15 protein-coding genes are annotated in these 16,453 nt (G+C 55.9%); 14 read left to right on the top strand and 1 reads right to left on the bottom strand.

From position 1 onward, the window contains the following. Positions 1–127: 127 nt before the first annotated feature. The 7 genes from ACA043_RS08990 (at position 128) to ACA043_RS08960 (ending at position 4,313) form a co-directional block, all read left to right on the top strand. A complete protein-coding gene (locus ACA043_RS08990; RefSeq protein WP_122691300.1) occupies positions 128–445 on the top strand; it encodes a pyocin activator PrtN family protein in 318 nt (105 codons plus the stop codon). 55 nt (positions 446–500) lie between these two features. Continuing rightward, positions 501–1,106: a FliH/SctL family protein gene (locus ACA043_RS08985; RefSeq protein ID WP_497658996.1), complete on the top strand. Its 606-nt coding sequence runs from the start codon at positions 501–503 to the stop codon at positions 1,104–1,106. Then, the gene (locus tag ACA043_RS08980) at positions 1,103–1,645 is read left to right on the top strand and encodes a phosphohydrolase (protein WP_497658995.1); all 543 of its coding nucleotides are present in this window, start codon (positions 1,103–1,105) and stop codon (positions 1,643–1,645) included. Before ACA043_RS08985 ends, ACA043_RS08980 begins: the two co-directional genes overlap by 4 nt. Next, entirely contained in the window at positions 1,642–2,223 is a 582-nt protein-coding gene (locus ACA043_RS08975) for a hypothetical protein (RefSeq protein WP_497658994.1), read from the top strand. Before ACA043_RS08980 ends, ACA043_RS08975 begins: the two co-directional genes overlap by 4 nt. Continuing rightward, on the top strand, positions 2,124–3,272 hold the full coding sequence (locus tag ACA043_RS08970) for a tyrosine-type recombinase/integrase (protein ID WP_497659630.1): 1,149 nt from the start codon (positions 2,124–2,126) through the stop codon (positions 3,270–3,272). Before ACA043_RS08975 ends, ACA043_RS08970 begins: the two co-directional genes overlap by 100 nt. Before the next feature lie 22 nt (positions 3,273–3,294). Next, positions 3,295–3,840 (top strand): GTP cyclohydrolase I FolE, encoded by a 546-nt coding sequence (folE, locus tag ACA043_RS08965; RefSeq protein WP_010456659.1) that lies wholly within the window; start codon positions 3,295–3,297, stop codon positions 3,838–3,840. Between the two features lie 101 nt (positions 3,841–3,941). Beyond that, the gene (locus ACA043_RS08960; RefSeq protein WP_401269716.1) at positions 3,942–4,313 is read left to right on the top strand and encodes a glutathione S-transferase N-terminal domain-containing protein; all 372 of its coding nucleotides are present in this window, start codon (positions 3,942–3,944) and stop codon (positions 4,311–4,313) included. Between the two features lie 95 nt (positions 4,314–4,408). On the opposite strand, the gene ACA043_RS08955 is transcribed toward ACA043_RS08960, so the two are convergent. After that, complete coding sequence (locus ACA043_RS08955) at positions 4,409–5,575, bottom strand: aminotransferase-like domain-containing protein (protein WP_401269714.1); 1,167 nt, start codon at positions 5,573–5,575, stop codon at positions 4,409–4,411. Positions 5,576–5,657: 82 nt separating this feature from the next. Here ACA043_RS08955 and ACA043_RS08950 point away from each other — a divergent pair, with 82 nt between their 5' ends. The 7 genes from ACA043_RS08950 to ACA043_RS08920 all read left to right on the top strand — a co-directional run bounded on the left by ACA043_RS08950 (position 5,658) and on the right by ACA043_RS08920 (position 16,368). Next, entirely contained in the window at positions 5,658–6,104 is a 447-nt protein-coding gene (locus tag ACA043_RS08950) for a MarR family winged helix-turn-helix transcriptional regulator (protein WP_187680076.1), read from the top strand. 200 nt (positions 6,105–6,304) lie between these two features. Continuing rightward, positions 6,305–7,654 carry an NCS2 family permease gene (locus ACA043_RS08945; RefSeq protein ID WP_401269712.1) on the top strand — a complete coding sequence of 450 codons (1,350 nt, stop codon included), beginning with the start codon at positions 6,305–6,307 and terminating at the stop codon, positions 7,652–7,654. 91 nt (positions 7,655–7,745) lie between these two features. Then, positions 7,746–8,375 carry a LysE family translocator gene (locus ACA043_RS08940; RefSeq protein ID WP_401269711.1) on the top strand — a complete coding sequence of 210 codons (630 nt, stop codon included), beginning with the start codon at positions 7,746–7,748 and terminating at the stop codon, positions 8,373–8,375. Positions 8,376–8,887: 512 nt separating this feature from the next. Further along, positions 8,888–10,393, top strand: coding sequence for a hypothetical protein (locus ACA043_RS08935; protein WP_497658993.1), 1,506 nt, complete (start codon positions 8,888–8,890; stop codon positions 10,391–10,393). A 39-nt stretch (positions 10,394–10,432) separates the two neighbouring features. After that, entirely contained in the window at positions 10,433–12,340 is a 1,908-nt protein-coding gene (locus ACA043_RS08930) for a hypothetical protein (protein ID WP_497658992.1), read from the top strand. A gap of 44 nt (positions 12,341–12,384) precedes the next feature. Next, entirely contained in the window at positions 12,385–14,304 is a 1,920-nt protein-coding gene (locus ACA043_RS08925) for a hypothetical protein (RefSeq protein ID WP_497658991.1), read from the top strand. 282 nt (positions 14,305–14,586) lie between these two features. Next, positions 14,587–16,368: a hypothetical protein gene (locus ACA043_RS08920; RefSeq protein ID WP_401269702.1), complete on the top strand. Its 1,782-nt coding sequence runs from the start codon at positions 14,587–14,589 to the stop codon at positions 16,366–16,368. Positions 16,369–16,453: the final 85 nt, after the last annotated feature.

Raw genomic sequence — 16,453 nt, 5'->3', positions numbered from 1 at the left:
ACACGAGAGGAGCGCAATGCCGCGCTCCTTGAGGTGCCCGAGAATCTGCGGGAGTTGACCAAACGCCATTGCCTGAACGCCTGGAACCATCCAGCAAGAAGCAAACGCAAGGAGGCCACACAAAGCCATGAGTAATGCAGCCCAAGCCCCACTGCGGCTACGCCCCGCTCCTGAATCCACGACCATCGAGCTGCTGTACCGCACCTTCGGCGATGTGCTGATTCCGCTGGAGGCCGTGCGCGAAAAGTATTTCCGCAACCTCAACGAGCAAAAGTTTGTGATTGAAATCAATAGCGGTCGGATCCAGCTTCCGATCACCACACTGGACCCAAGTCGGAAAGCGCCCAAGTACGCCCACATTCGACACGTTGCATCGCTCATAGATATTCGCGCCTACCAGGCCGACGAAGGCATGCAGAGTCAGCAAGACGAGCCAACCGAGTAAGACTTATCCCAAGGACTGCCACCACCAGTCCAACACTGAATCAGGAGCAAACCAAATGACAGCAGTTCAAATTTACGCGCTGATAGCAATCATCCTCACGACCGCCGCCGTTTGCTGGCTCACATACCGGAGCGGCTTCAGCAATGGACATTCCGAGGGTCAATCGCAAGGCTATAGCGAAGGCTACGACGTCGGTGGCTGCGTTGGGTATCGAGACGGAATCAACGAAGGCAAAGCCATTCAGAGCGCAGATAACTCGGAAGATATCCGCAACCTGACGCACTCCCTCAATCAGGCTCGCGACCAGTACAAGGAGTTGTACGCCCACTACGAGCGCGCCCTGGCAGCCTCGAAACTCGGGGAGCCTGCTCGTCAGACTCTGCTGGATATTGCGGAGAAGCTGCGAATAGCCGCCGCCACTTTCAATGCGCTGCGCACCGGTAAAGTCATCACTCGTGAAACAACCGCTCTATGTGATCAGGCTCTCGCCATGGCTGAACTACTGATGCCCACAGAAAGAACCGGTGTCGCAAAGGTGGTGATAGAGCCTTTCAGCCCTTCCCTCAGTACGGTCGATGCAGAGAAAGCTGCATTATTTTTCCAGCAAGATAACCAAGCAATCGCCACAACAATGCATACAGCTTTAGGTGGTGCCGCATGAGCGAGATTCTGACTTCCACCGGCAAACGGTTCGAACTGTTCAAACCCGACACCATCATGATTGAACCGAACGACATCTCTCACGCGCTCGCCCACCTGTGCCACTTCGAAGGCCAAGCCTGCGAGTTCTACAGTGTTGCCCAGCACAGCTGCATCGTTGCCGCTATGGTGCCGGAAGAACACAGACTCGCAGCGCTACTTTATGCCGCCACCGACGCGTATGTGGCTGTGATCAACGAACACCCCAAGATATGGATGTTCCTCCAGCAGCGTTTTGAAGATGTTATTTGGCAACGTATTTGCGAGCGCTTCAGCCTTTCCCACGAGACTCCCGAATGCGTATACGAGGCAAGCCTCGTTACGATGGCAACTGAATACCGAGATCTCATGCCAGCAGCCCCGGCTATCAGTGACTGTCTTATTGGCATCGAACCTTCAGTCGAAACCATCCGACCCTGGACTGCTGCAGAAGCCCAACTCAATTACCACCAGCACTTGATGGATCAACTCTCTATCGAACTACGGAGGAAAGCGGCATGACGAACGCTCAAAATATCCCTCGTACTCAGACCGCTTTGCTCCGCAATGATCACAGTATCGCCACGCCAGTAACAAACAGCTGCTGCGCAGCAGCTCGCATCATTGACGCTTACAACAGAACGACCGAGGGTTTTACCCCCCACGAAAAGCTGCGCGAGGCAGCCCCCCACAGTGCAACGCTTATCGCTCAAAAACGCTCGCCCGCGCAGCTTGTCGAGGGGTATACGCAGTGTGATGAGGTGGCAGAGCTATCGCTGCCGACCTACCACCTCGACAAGATTCCAGAAGACAAGATGGCCGAACTGGTCGGCACCACCCGCCGGGCATTACAAGGCAAGCGCGCCAGAGGCGTTATCCCCAAAGGGGTCTGGAACAGCATCGATAGCCGCATCTATTACAGCCTAAGGAGATACGAAGCATGGCTCGAGAGCCAATGGGATTGCCCACCGGAGTTGAATTTGCTGGACAGTCCGTCCGCATTCGCTTCACCTGGAACGGGCAACGCCGTTGCAAAACCCTCCCCTATCCCCAAACGCCGAAGGGGATTAAGGCTGCCGCCGACCTACGCGCTAACGTAACCAGCCTGATCAAGCACGGCGTGCTGGATGATCAGCGCTACGCCGAACTGTTCCCAAACTCCACCTATGCAAACTACTCGGCGACTCCCCGTTTCGGGGAGTACGCCCAGGAGTGGCTCAACAGTCGCGAAATCGTGGCTGGGACACGCAAGAACTACCTCGGCTCGCTCAATCTGTACTGGATGCCTTATCTGGCGATGCTGCCTATCGACAGCATCACGTCGGTGATGCTGCGCAAGGTCGTGGCCAACACAGAATGGCCTACGCCGGGCGTGAAGCGCGCGGCGATCCAGCGCCTGACCACAGTGTTCGGTACCGCGGTAAAAGATGGCCTGATCAACCGTAACCCGGTGGAGTCCATCGAGCTGCCGGTAAAGGCCAAAAAGCCCATCGATCCGTTCACGGTTGGCGAGGCCAACCAGATCATTGATCATCTATATAAGACGCTGGCCCATTCGATGCGGATCTACGCGGCGTACTTCGAGTTCGCCTTCTACACCGGAATGCGCCCCAGCGAGATCGCGGCACTGCGCTGGGAAGAGGTCGACAAGGAAAAGCGACTGGTCAACGTGTGTCGGATCGTCGCGGACTACAAGATCGAGGAGCGCACCAAAACCCGGAACGTGCGCCAAGTCATGCTCAATAGCCGAGCGCTGCACGCCCTCGAGCAAGCCGAGCTGGAAGCACAACAACGCGCCTTGCAAAGCCGCCGCAAACGCGCAGATTCGCCCTACGTGTTTCCGCCAACCAAGAACTTCGAGTTCATTCAACAATCGAGTGTGACTGACAAACACTTCCAGGCTGCACTGACCAAATTGGGGATTCGCGCCCGCCGGCAATACAACTGCCGACACACATACGCTACCATGTGCCTCATGGCGGGTATGAACCCTGCGTTTATTGCCACTCAGCTCGGTCATAGCGTTCAGATGTTGCTATCGACTTACGCCCGATGGATCAACTCCAGCACCGACTGGGGTGAGCTCGGTAAGCTCGAAAACAGCTTGATTGGTACAAAATTGGTACAGACAGAAACAGTACCCCTCTGAAACCCTTATGGAATCAGCCCCTGTGACACTGGAACAGAACTACACCGCGATTCTCGGCCAATTGGGCGAGGACGTCTCCCGCGAGGGCCTGCTCGACACGCCAAAGCGTGCCGCCAAAGCCATGCAGTACCTCTGCCGCGGTTATGAACAGACGCTCGAAGAGGTCACCAACGGTGCCCTGTTCAGCTCCGACAACAGCGAAATGGTGCTGGTCAAGGACATCGAGTTGTACTCGCTGTGCGAACACCACCTGCTGCCGTTTATCGGCAAGGCGCATGTCGCTTACATCCCGAGCGGCAAAGTGCTGGGCCTGTCGAAGGTCGCGCGCATCGTCGATATGTACGCGCGCCGCCTGCAGATTCAGGAAAACCTGAGTCGTCAGATCGCCGACGCGGTGCAGCAAGTCACCGGCGCGCTGGGCGTGGCCGTAGTGATCGAGGCCAAGCACATGTGCATGATGATGCGCGGTGTCGAGAAGCAGAATTCGTCGATGATCACTTCGGTGATGCTCGGTGAGTTCCGGGAAAACGCAGCGACCCGCAGCGAATTTCTCAGCCTGATCAAGTAACTCGTCACACAAAAAAACCGGCGTTGATCGCCGGTTTTTTTCGCCCGTGAAAAATCGGGTAAGCTGCGCGCCTTCTTCAATGTCCCTGTGAGGCTTGTAACGTGTTCGTCAAAGCGCTTCGTGTCGGCCTCGGCCAACTGATTATCTTCATCGATTTCCTCACCCGTCCGGGCAAGAAAAAACGCCCCGCCGCTGCCCAGGCTCAGGTGGACGCCTCTGCGAAGGACCTGACCCTGTATCAGTTCCACGCCTGCCCGTTCTGTGTGAAAACCCGCCGGACCTTGCGTCGTTTGAATGTGCCGGTGGCGCTGAAGGATGCGAAGAACAATGAGCAGGATCGTCAGACGCTGCTGGAACAGGGCGGCCGGATCAAGGTGCCTTGCCTGCGCATTGAAGAGAATGGGCAGACGACCTGGCTGTATGAATCCAAGGTGATCATTGATTATCTGGATAAGCGTTTCGCTGCGGTCTGATGCATTTGTTGTGGGCCTGCTAACGATGAGGCCCGCCCGGTCAGCGCAAAACCCAGACAACAATAAACCGGCCCTTGAGCCGGTTTATTGGTTTTTCAGGCAGCTTTCTCGATTTGCGCCTTGCGCACCACCGCCGCCAATCGCTTGAGCCCTTCATCCAGCCGCGCCGGGTCGATGTGGCTGAAATTCAAACGCAAATGCCCGAGGTTTCTATCGGGGTCGGGAAAGAACGGCTCGCCCGGCATGAACGCCACATCATTGGCCAGCGCCTCGTTAAGCAACGTTCGCGTGTCCAGCGGCTGCTTCAACGTCAGCCAGAAAAACAGCCCACCCTGCGGCACATTCCAATCAGCCAAATCAGCGAAATGCGTTTCCAGCGCCGATTGAAAACCATCGCGCCGCTGACGATAGAAACCGCGCAATTCGCTCAAATGCTGCTGATATTTCTCGCTGCCGATCCACTGCAATGCCTGCCACTGGCCAATGCGATTGGTGTGCAGATCCGCCGATTGTTTGAGCTTGAGCAGGTGCGGGAACAGATCCGGGCTGGCGATCAGATAACCGACACGCAAACCGGGCAGCAAGGTTTTCGACACGGTACCGGTGTAGATCCAGCTGGACTTCTTCAAACGTCCGGCAATCGGTTTGGCGCTACCGCCGTCGAAAGTCAGTTCGCGATACGGCTCGTCTTCAATCAGTGTGACGCCGAATTCGTCGAGCAATGCAGCGACGGCGGCACGCTTGGATTCGCTGTAGCGCACGGCGGATGGGTTCTGGAACGTTGGGATCAGATAGATGAACGCCGGACGATGCTGTTCCAGGCGACTGCGCAGTTGCGCCAGGTTCGGGCCATCGGACTCTTGCGGCACGGTGAGGCAGTCGGCGCCGAACAGCTGGAAGATCTGCAACGCCGCGAGATAGGTTGGCGCTTCCAGCAGGATTTCGGTGCCCTGGTCGATGTACAACTTGGCCGCCAGATCGAGTGTCTGCTGGGAGCCGCTGACCACTAGAACCTGACTCGCTTCACAGGCCAATCCCAACGCCCTCGCCTCCGCGGCCAGCGCTTCGCGCAATGCCGGTTCACCCTCGCTCATGCCGTACTGCCCGAGGGACAGCGGCATATCGGCCCATTCGACTTTCGGCAGCATGGCTTCGGCGGGCAAGCCGCCAGCGAACGACATCACTTCCGGACGCTGGGCCGCGGCGAGGATTTCACGGATCAAAGAACTTTTAAGGCGCGAAACACGTTCGGAAAAAGCCATGGAAGTCACCGGTAGCAAGGCATGTGAAAAATGAGTCAAACTTGTTGACTGAAATTACGCCAGTCTGAGCGAGTACGTCAACATGCTTGACCTTAAAAACCCCAACAGTCAGCAACAGGCCATGGAAGCGTTTTTCTTCGGCTATCAGGCCTTCACCGCCAAGGCTGACGAGATGCTCGAACGCCGCGGCCTGTCGCGGGTGCATCAGCGGATTGTGTTTTTCATCGCCCGTTATCCGAACTTGAGCGTGAAGGAATTGCTTGCGTTGCTCGGTGTGAGCAAGCAGGCGTTGAACATGCCGTTGCGGCAGTTGCAGGAGATGCATCTGGTTGAGAGCGTGGCGTCGCAGGCAGATAAGCGTAAGCGGTTGCTGGAGTTGACGCCGGAAGGGGCGAAGTTTGAACAGGCATTGCGGCGTGAGCAGGTGAAGTTGCTGGAGCGGGTGTTTGCCGAGGCCGGGGAAGCGGCGGTGAATGGGTGGCTGGCGGTGAACCTGGCGCTGGGGAACACTCAGGCTGCTGTCGAATGACCGATATATCCCTATCGACGGACCTTTCGTAAACAAAATCAAAAACAATATTTGCTTTATTTGTACACAAAAGCATAATCCACAGCGCGCGAGTTCCTGACCGCATGGTCAACAAATTCGCGTATGCCTCAAAGGGCCGCTGCCACCCCTCATGGGTCCGGCCCTGGAAATAACAATAAAACTCTTGAGGAGTACTCGCTGTGGAAAGCCGCAAATCCGAAGCATCGACGCTGGATCTCTCGCCGCCGTTACGCACTGGCTTGCTTGAGCGCCTGTTTAAACTCAGCTTGCATGGCACCACGGTGAAGACCGAGCTGATTGCCGGTCTGACAACCTTCATCACCATGGCCTACATCATCTTCGTCAACCCGAACATCATGGCCGATGCCGGGATCGATCACGGTGCAGCCTTCGTCGCCACCTGTATCGCCGCTGCGCTGGGCTGTCTGTTGATGGGCCTGTACGCCAACTGGCCGGTGGGTCTGGCACCGGGCATGGGCCTGAACGCGTTCTTCACTTACACCGTGGTCGGTACCATGGGCTACAACTGGGAAACCGCCCTCGGTGCGGTGTTCGTGTCCGGTGTGCTGTTCATGATCCTGACCTTTTCGCGGATTCGCGAATGGCTGCTCAACAGCATTCCCGTCAGCCTGCGTTATGCGATGGGTGCGGGTGTCGGCCTGTTCCTCGGTCTGATCGGCCTGAAAACCGCCGGCATCGTCGTCGACAGCCCAGCTACTTTGATCAAACTCGGTTCTCTGCGTGAACCCGGCCCGCTCCTCGCCGCCATCTGCTTCCTGATGATCGCGATCCTCAGCTACCACCGCGTATTCGGCGCGATCCTCATCAGCATCATCACCGTGACCCTGGCCGGTTGGGGTCTGGGCCTAGTGCACTACGAGGGCATCATGTCCGCCCCGCCGAGCCTGGCACCGACCTGGATGGCCATGAACGTCGCGGGTGTGTTCAACATCAGCATGATCAGTGTGGTGCTCGCCTTCCTCTTCGTGCACATGTTCGACACCGCCGGCACCTTGATGGGCGTGGCCCAGCGCGCCAATCTGGTCGGCGCTGACGGGCGTATAGAAAACCTCTCCCGCGCGATGAAAGCCGACAGCGCTTCGAGCGTATTCGGTGCGGTGGTTGGTGTTCCTCCAGTAACAAGTTATGTAGAAAGTGCTGCCGGCGTGGCCGCTGGTGGTCGGACTGGTCTTACCGCAGTCACCGTAGGTGTGCTATTTATAGCGGCGATGTTTTTCGCACCACTGGCCGGCATGATTCCCGCTTACGCCACCGCCGGTGCGCTGATCTACGTTGCGATGCTGATGATGGGCGGCATGGCCCATATCGAATGGGACGAAGCGACCGACAGCATTCCGGCGATCGTCACCGCGATCATGATGCCGCTGACCTTCTCGGTCGCCGACGGCATCGCGCTGGGCTTTATCACCTACGTGGCGCTGAAGGCCGGTACCGGCAAGTACAAAGAAATTTCCGTCAGTTTGTGGGTGCTCTGCGCGATCTTCATCGCCAAGTTCATCTTCTTGTAAGCGTCACGCGGTTCCAGCTTCAAATCAGCCTCACCCTCGCGGGTGGGGCTTTTGCACATTCGTGATACCAACAAAAATAGGGAGGAAAGTGATGAGTCTGGAAACCTGGTTGCTGTTCAGCGGCGCCGCATTGGTGGTGATCCTGATTCCCGGGCCACTGTCGTTGTTGATGATCAGCAACAGTCTGAATTACGGTTTGCGCCGTTCGTACCCGGCATTTCTCGGCGGCGTAATTGCCTCGATCTGCTTGCTCAGTGCGTCGGCGCTGGGTCTGGGTGCCCTGCTGCTGGCTTCGGAAAAACTGTTCAGCGCCCTGAAGATCGTCGGCGCGCTGTACCTGTTCTACCTTGCCTGGCAGAGCTGGCAGCAATCGCGTCAGCCATCCACTGGCGCTGAAGTACCGCAGGCGGCTCCGGTACCACGCTTTCGTGCGCTGTTCGGCCGTGCATTTGTGCTGGGCGCAAGCAATCCGAAAGATATCCTGTTCTTCGCCGCTTTCCTGCCGCAGTTCCTCAGCGCCGAACAGCCGTTCCTGCCGCAGTTACTGATCATGATAGCGACCTGGACGGTATTGGATCTGCTGTGCAAGCTGGCTTACGGGCTTGGCGCCCATGGCGCAGCGCGCTATCTGCGCAGCGGCAAAGGCCAGAGCTGGTTCAATCGGATCAGTGCCGGGTTGTTTGGTGGTGCAGGCGCCATGTCTTTACTTGGCAGCCGTTGATCTGATTGAACAAAAATGGATCATTGCCACCGGCCATCTCGCGCTGACAACTGCCGAGGCACGGGGAAATGTTGAAAACCGCATCAGCTCCGAATGCAGTTTTTATCCTTGGAAAGCGCTAACACTCCTCAAACCCTCATCGATCCACCGGTGAGGGTTTTCAAATCCCGCCCCTCGGTATCAGCGTAACGCCTTGCATTACTTGGCCGCAAAGCCAGATATATATACCGCACACCAGCCCCCCCGTTTGCACAACATAAGCCCTCTTGAAACCCGCCGCGCGAAACGCGCTTCACCGGAGCAATTCAATGGCTAAACCACCCAAGAAAATATCCACTACAACGTCAGCCGATCCCTCGGTAACCACAACAAGGCCAACGGCCGACGCCTCTGGCACCGCTCGCGGTGACACGGGGCGTTCCGTCCCAGACATCGGGAGCAGTGATCCGACACCCGGGTCCTCTACCTCAGCAGTTCTGTCAGAGACACTTGGCCAGCGCCCAAGCGTTATCGTGAGCCGCATGCAGGATCCCCAACAACTTTCGCCTGCACGCCAATCGCGCGCGGCGGACGGCGCACAAGACTCGGCAACACATCAGGCGATCAATATCGATGTGTCCGGCAGCACTGATCCGCGCCCACCTGAATTCATTTTCGCGGAGATGGCTGCCCTGCTGACAAGTGCTGAAAACTCACCTGAAGGCATCCGCTACGGCAAACACGGTACGCCCTATGTTGATATGGAGGGCGGAACCGTGATGATCAGCAAGGCCACGGACGGCAGTGTTCGACACACGCATCCCGGTGAGTCCAGCCCCACGGGAGCCTTGCTCGAACAGATCCCCGGAACCCGACTCTGGCGCTTAAAAGAGCCGACCAACACGGGCGTAAAACGTCCACAGCCCGACGTTGATTCTTCACCTGTCGAAACCACTGAGGCGATTGCCGGCCCAAGCAAACGGCCGCGCCAGGAGTCGGCCAGCAGTGACACCGCGAGCACCGACGCGCTCATGGAAACACTGTTTTCCCGGCAGCCCGTCGCACTGGATCTATCCTCTGGCCAGTGGAGAAACTGGGCAAAAGCGACCCGCCCCGAAAATGGCGATTCGGTAGAAATAGACGGCGCCCACTACCAGATCGTATCCCGGGGCGGTCAACCCGACACCGGTCTTGTCTATTTGCAACATCCGGGATTTGCACCTGAGAGCTATGACGCGTTTGAAAACATGCTGCGCAATGAGCCTTCACGCCAACCGAAGTGGGCGCTCAAGCGCAACGGCCAATGGAGCGTCCTGGAAAGCCATCCCCCTTTTGAAATGCCAATGACGCAATACGTTGCCGGTGCCTTCAAATACTTATCAAATCATTGCTCAAACACCATCGCACGCGCCGTGTTTGATCACAGCACGCAGTCCGGAGCGGTAACCAATCATGCACTGTCGATGATGGTTCTGACATTTCGACACTGGGTTGATCGCGTCAATAACGATGCGCCGCCAGCGCGAAGCCTGCTGGACCCGTTGATGCTTCTGCCCAAGTTGCCGACACAGCCCGACAGACTGTTTTCCGGCGGCATCCTGACACTCCCCTCATCCTCCGCCGAAGCATTTTTACGTATCGACTTTGATCCGCAAACGTTCTCCACAAAATGGAACGCATACGTTTCGGCCGCTACGCCTGCCAACTTGCGCTCGTTGTTTATTACCGTTCTGCAAGACAACGGGTACAGCGTCAACCCGAAAACACGCGCCCTGCAAGAGGGAGCATTGATCTTTCACCGCGAAGGCATACCTGCGGTATTCGTGTTGAAACTGCCGCGTATTACCGGGCATTCGATTCCCCGAAACTCGCTACCAGGTTCCGAAATTTCCAGCACGGTATTCCAGGCGAGGCTGAGTGCCGCTGCACAACAGGCATTGAACATTCATCTTGCGCAAAACGAGGTCGTTTATTTGATGGGAGGAACGCAATTGAAGGAGTCGGGTGAACCGACGCTCTTCATGGTTAGAGAAGGGTAATCGCGAACACAGACTCATTAACCGAAAGGAGCGCCAAGGATGGCAAAGCCACCAAAGAAAATTCTCGTAACCCCCTCATCCGATACTTCACCGACCACCACAAGGGCCGTATCGGACCCATCTGCGGGCGACCGTCTTGTAGCGCAGATTCCCGATCCCGCGATCCCTGGCAGTGTTCGCGCGCCAGAGGTTTCAGGAGATGTTGCGCAAACCGGGACGGACCGGTCGCCAACGGTAACGGTCAGTACATTGCCGGATTCGATCGCCAGATTACTGGAGATCAATATGAGCGCGATTACCTGGCCTGCCGATAAAACCCACCTGTTGCGCACAACCGGCAGCGGCCTTTTCCAGAGCCCGGAGGGCGGCACTTATGCTCACGTGGCAGGCGAAGGCTACCTTCAAGTCATACGCCAGCCGGATGGGCGCTATCGGGTGTTCTGGCCGCAAAATCTGGGGGAGTCGGGTCCGTTCCTGAAACAGATCGAGGGGCAACCTCTCTGGCGCCCCGAGACAGCGAACCGACCGAGTCACGGGGTAGAGGCTGATCGTGCGCCGGCAGTTGAATCACCGTCTGATCCGCAGCCCCCCCTACCCTTGCCGATTGCACAGGTCGCCTGGCTGACAAATGCCCAGAACACGGCGGACGGGCTTCGTTACGACAAACGGGGCGCCACCTATGTCGACATGGAGGACGGAACCACCTTCCTGGTGCGCAGGGATCCGGCCGGTCATTATCGGCAAGCCTCTGCCCGCGAGCGGTCTTCACCTGGCGCAGTTGTCGAGCCTTCTCCGGGCACAAAACGGTGGCGGGTAAAAACGCCGGAACCTTACCGGCCGCCTGGCACGTCACGAAGAACTCATGAACGGTCAGCTGTTGTCATCGACGAACCGACGCCCGGCCCAAGCAAACGCCCACACCTGACTGAAGATAGCGAGCAACGCCACACACAGCCATTGACCGTGCCGTTGCCTGATGCCACACCGCTCGCGCATGCCTGGCCCGCAGGACACTGGAGAAACTGGGGGAAAACCTTCAAGCCAGAATGGCAGGATTCCATAGAAATAGACGGTCAGCATTATGTGATCGTGCCGCAACGCGTGTCGGTCGAAACGACCTTGGTGTACCTGGAAAACCCGCTCTTTTCTCCGGGTCGATACGACGCATTCGAGCGGATGCTTAACCACAACCCATCACTGCAGCCGAAATGGGCGGTTAGAAATGATCACACATGGACGGTGGTGGAACTCCCCGCGTTTGGCAGATCGCTGACTCAGTCTGTTGCCAAATCCTTCAAGTACTTGTCGGATCACTCCTCGAGCACCCTCGCCAGAGCAGCGTTCAATGAGGCCAACCACAGTGATGTCATCAACGGTGAAGGGTTGCGGGTGCTGTTTGACACCTTCTATCACTGGGAAAACCGCTCCCTTGCCACGGCCCCCCGCCGCGAACTCGCTGACCCGCTGATGATGCTTCCGGTTCTGCCCCTGCAACCCGGCGTGCTTAGCCAGACACTGTTGCTGCCCTCGCCCCATGCCACGGCTCTGGAGCGCATCGACTTCGATACGCAAATGTTTGATCAGCGATGGCGTGATGCCATGAATACCCCCGGTTCCAGCCTGCGCGGTGTCTTCAGCGAAATTCTGCAGCACAACGGTTATGAGGTCGATCGCACCAGTCGGTTGTTCAGCGAGGATGCCTTGTTGTTCAAGCGCAGCAATCTGGACGTTGTATTCGTGTTGCGATTCCGCCCCAGCGCCCCGGACGGCACAGTCCAGCGCCTGATGGAACCGGGCGAGGAACTGAATGCACCGGCACTTAGAGCCACGCTCGAGAAATCCGAATGGAAGCACATGCTCGAACCCGGCAAGGTCGTCTATCTCGTGGGCGGCACTCAAAAAGTCTCTGCGCAACAGACATATCTATTCATCGTCAGAGAAGGCTGAGACCGATGCGCAACCGAAAACCAACACGATCGAGAATGTCCTGAATGGCTAAACCTCCGAAAAAAAAACCAGGCACCCCTCTGCCTGATTCCCCCGCCAAGACCGATCCTGTGGCCGTGAATTCGCCCGACGTCAACCGCACGGATATCGCGGGTATCGATACGATGCGTGCGCGCGTTGATCAAACTCTCGACCTCACGCCCGAGGGGGCGTCCGACGAATTGACACATCAGCCTTCTGTAACCGTCAGTGAAATACCTTCAACCCGCCCGCTATCACTCGATGACGTATTGCGCTCGATAACCTGGCCCGCCGATCGCTCGCATTTGTTGATGCCACTGGATCCTGACGGAGGTCTGTTCATCAGCTCGGACGGCAGAATTTATGCCCATATCGAAAGCGACGGCCATTTTCTGGTGGAACGCCAAGCCGATGGCCGCTATCAGATTCCCTTCGACTTCGCCCCCGGCTCGCCAGGCCCGTTCGTGAGCAAAATAAAAGACCAACCGCTTTGGCGCCTGGAAAAACCGGATTGGCTGACACCGCAGTCAGACGTACTACCCCATGTCCCGACCGTGCCATCACCGATGACAGTGAACGCAACCAAATACCTTGATCCGGATCTGGCGGCACGGCTTTCTCAAGCGGCGGATTCCAGCGATGGAATCCGCTATGACAAACATCGTAAAACCTATGTCGATACACCCGACGGCACTGTCATGGTGAGTAAAAATGCTGACGGCAACTATCAGCAGACCTTCGCCAGGGAGCGCCGCCCCTCCGGTGCATTGCTTGAACGGATTGCCGGAACAAAACAATGGCGCCTGAAAACACCGCACGCTTCGGGTACTCAAGATACATTGCGTCTGGACAGACGTCGGCCGGCAACTGAAACGAATCCCGCGCCGGGTCCAAGTAAACGGCTCTTTTTGGGCGACGATGCAGACAGTGCAACCGATACACAAGCACTTACCCAGAGCTTGATTTCATCCAGCGACGCTGCACTTGATCCGTCTTTCGAGCAATGGCGCACTTGGGGCAAGACGACCAGAGCGCCGCTAGAGATGCACATTGAAATAGACAATCTTCACTACCCAGTAGTGATTCAGAACATTAACGCCGACACCCGACTGGTGTATGTGAAACACCCGCAATTTTCACCTGGCTTATATGACGCCTTCGAACACATGCTCGGAACTGACCCGGCGTTACAGCCAAAATGGGCGGTTAAAGTCGATAAAAAATGGTGTATCCTGAGCAAACGTGTACCGTTCGAAATGCCCCTCACAAATTACATTTCGACGCATTTCAAATATCTGTCGACTGAATCTACACGTTCACTTGCTCGAGCCATGTTTAATCAGGCTAACCGATCCGAAGTTATCAACGGTCATGGCCTGGCGGTATTGAACCAGACATTTAGATTCTGGGCCGACAGGAAGAACAACCCGGTTCAACGACGAGAATTGGCTGACCCGCTCACGATGTTACGCAAACTCCCGCCGCCGAATGCAGACGACCTGTCATTGAGCATGCCTTCATCGCTAGGTGAGGGATTACAACGCCTGGACTTCGATCCCGGACAATTTGCTCAGCACTGGATTGACCACGCCGTGCTACCGACAACACCTGACTTGCGGAGTTTGTTCAGCGCTGTATTGACGCAAAACGGTTACCTCATCAACGAAACGTCGCCTCATCTGGGCGAAAATACGTTGTTGTTTCATCGAGAAAAAATCAACAGCGTCTTTGTACTGACCTTCCCGAAAGTTATCGGCAAACAGATACAGCGCAAGGCTCTCCCCGCTTCACATTTGAGTGAGTCTGCTTTGCAAATCCGTATGGGCGAACAACAAAAGGACTTGGCCACCTATATCGATGAACAAAAGGTCGTCTATCTGATGGGGGGCATTCAAAAACAGACTCAGCAACTTACAACACTCTTTATCGTCAGAGAGGGCTGACCTGCTTTCCATATAAAACCACAGCAAACGTCAATTACAACAGCGGTTATCAATTTACATGAAGCACTACGGCTCGTAGCGATAACGCTGCGCCGGTTAACTGTTGCCGAGTGGAGATTGATAAACGCAAAAGACGGAAACCGCCAGAGCGTCAATTAACGACGCCCTGGATAAACAGCAGATCATCAGAGGTCAACGTCAATGACCAAACCACCCAAATCGATAACGGGAAGTCATTACAGCGATACATCCCAAACATCCAGACCTGTACAGGATCAAACTGTGGCCAACCGTGTCAACATTGAGAGTTCCAATCCGCCCATATCCGCAGGTGAGCGAGTATCCGACACTTCCACACCCACGTTGGCGGGTAACGACGACATTGCACCGCGTGTCGTTGTAACCCGTATCACGGATCCGGTCATGACGGATCTCAATACCAACCTCAGAGAGATTTCATGGCCGGCCCTGCAGAATCATCTATTGCGGCCCCACGCGTCGATCGACGGGTTTTACGTCAGCCCAAGAGGTGAGTTCTATGCACACTTGGAAGAAGGAGGCTATTACCGTGCCGAACTCAACAGCAACGGTGACTACCAGATTCCCTGGCCCGACGCACCGGGTGTTACGCCACCGATATTGAGGAAAATCGAAGGGCAGGCTCGCTGGCGTGTCGAGGCAGACTGGTATGGGCGAACGTCAGAGCAGGGAAACAGTACGCAACCTGCAGTGGCAGGCGCGCCGTCACAAGCATCGATCCTCCTCCCCCCGCATCTGGCAGCACTGTTGACGAGTGCACACAGCACGACCGACGGCGTGCGTTATGACAAGTTCAAGAAAAGCTATGTCGATCTGGCGGAGGGAACCGTCATGGTTCGTAAAAACCCCGACGGCCATTATCAACAGACCTTTGCTGGAGAACGGACGGCGTCTGGCTCTGTGCTTGAGCAAATACCGGGAACACAGCTCTGGCGCCGCAAGACCGTGCACACGGTGCCACCGGATAATCGCCGGGCAGCTTCTGAAACCGATGAACCAACGGCAGTGCCAGGTAAACGACCGAGAATGGATGGCGAATCAGACGCTGCGGATCTGCGTAGCGGCGACTGGCGCGCCTGGGGAAACACCACCAGACCACACATCAGTGACGCTATCAAAATCGAAGGAAAATACTTTCCGATAGTCCCTCAGGCGGGACATGCCGATGACGCTCTAGTCTTTATCAAACCACCACGTTTCGCCGCTGAACGTTTCGACGCGTTCGAACAGATGCTACGTGTCATGCCGGAGTTACAACCCAGGGGCGCGGTGAAGATAAAGCAAAATCACGCAGTCGCCACAGAACCTGACTGGAGGGTCGTAGACGGTCATCCATTCAAAAAACCGTTCGCCCGCTATGTTGCCGATAAATTTCCTTATATGTCGGATCATTCGGCAAACGAAACCGCACGTCTTATGTTCAAGCGAGCCAATCATTCTGAAGAGATGAATGGTTACGGCCTCAATGATTTGTTTGATACGTTTAACTACTGGACAGACCGATCCAGGAATCTTGACGTTCAAAACGTCAACCGTCAGGAATTGATCGATCCATTGGCTCTCATGCCCCCGCTGCCAAAGGACGCGACAGGCTTCATGTATATGCCACCCTTTTCTGCTGAAGGGCTCTACCGGATTGACTTTGATTCGCAGCGTATGCCAGTGCAGTGGAAAAGAGCAATAAACGGCAGTTCACCGAGAGCCGTGTTCAAAGCGGCTCTGGAACATCAAGGTTACAATATATTTGAATCTTTTCGCCAAACACAAAGGGACGCACTGATGTTTAGACGAGCAGGCGTCGACAATATATTCCTTATGTTATTCAGTCCTTTTCATGAAGGCAGAACATACAGGGTAAATCCGACAGAGTGGGTTTATTCAAAAGCACTGAAAAACCAAATCAATCCTAATGACGCACTTACCCTGCGAAAACATGTTGAGAAGAATAAAATCTTCTACTTACTTGGAAGTTTCAATATCCTACCTTCCGGACAAGGCAGCCTTGTCATCACAAAATTTGATTAATTGATCCAACCGGCTGCTACGCAAAACGGCAGCCAATAGAAACCATTCAAAAAAAAATCAGCCGAAACAAGCGAGAGAATTATTT

The organism is Pseudomonas sp. LBUM1648, from assembly GCF_059716145.1.
This window is presented reverse-complemented; position numbering and strand designations above follow the sequence as displayed.

Bases quoted from the DNA above. Each gene is read 5' to 3' on its own strand.
- ACA043_RS08990 (WP_122691300.1), top strand. From the start codon at position 128: ATGAGTAATGCAGCCCAAGCCCCACTGCGGCTACGCCCCGCTCCTGAA.
- ACA043_RS08985 (WP_497658996.1), top strand. From the start codon at position 501: ATGACAGCAGTTCAAATTTACGCGCTGATAGCAATCATCCTCACGACC.
- ACA043_RS08980 (WP_497658995.1), top strand. From the start codon at position 1,103: ATGAGCGAGATTCTGACTTCCACCGGCAAACGGTTCGAACTGTTCAAA.
- ACA043_RS08975 (WP_497658994.1), top strand. From the start codon at position 1,642: ATGACGAACGCTCAAAATATCCCTCGTACTCAGACCGCTTTGCTCCGC.
- ACA043_RS08955 (WP_401269714.1), bottom strand. From the start codon at position 5,575: ATGGCTTTTTCCGAACGTGTTTCGCGCCTTAAAAGTTCTTTGATCCGT.
- ACA043_RS08950 (WP_187680076.1), top strand. From the start codon at position 5,658: ATGCTTGACCTTAAAAACCCCAACAGTCAGCAACAGGCCATGGAAGCG.
- ACA043_RS08940 (WP_401269711.1), top strand. From the start codon at position 7,746: ATGAGTCTGGAAACCTGGTTGCTGTTCAGCGGCGCCGCATTGGTGGTG.
- ACA043_RS08930 (WP_497658992.1), top strand. From the start codon at position 10,433: ATGGCAAAGCCACCAAAGAAAATTCTCGTAACCCCCTCATCCGATACT.
- ACA043_RS08925 (WP_497658991.1), top strand. From the start codon at position 12,385: ATGGCTAAACCTCCGAAAAAAAAACCAGGCACCCCTCTGCCTGATTCC.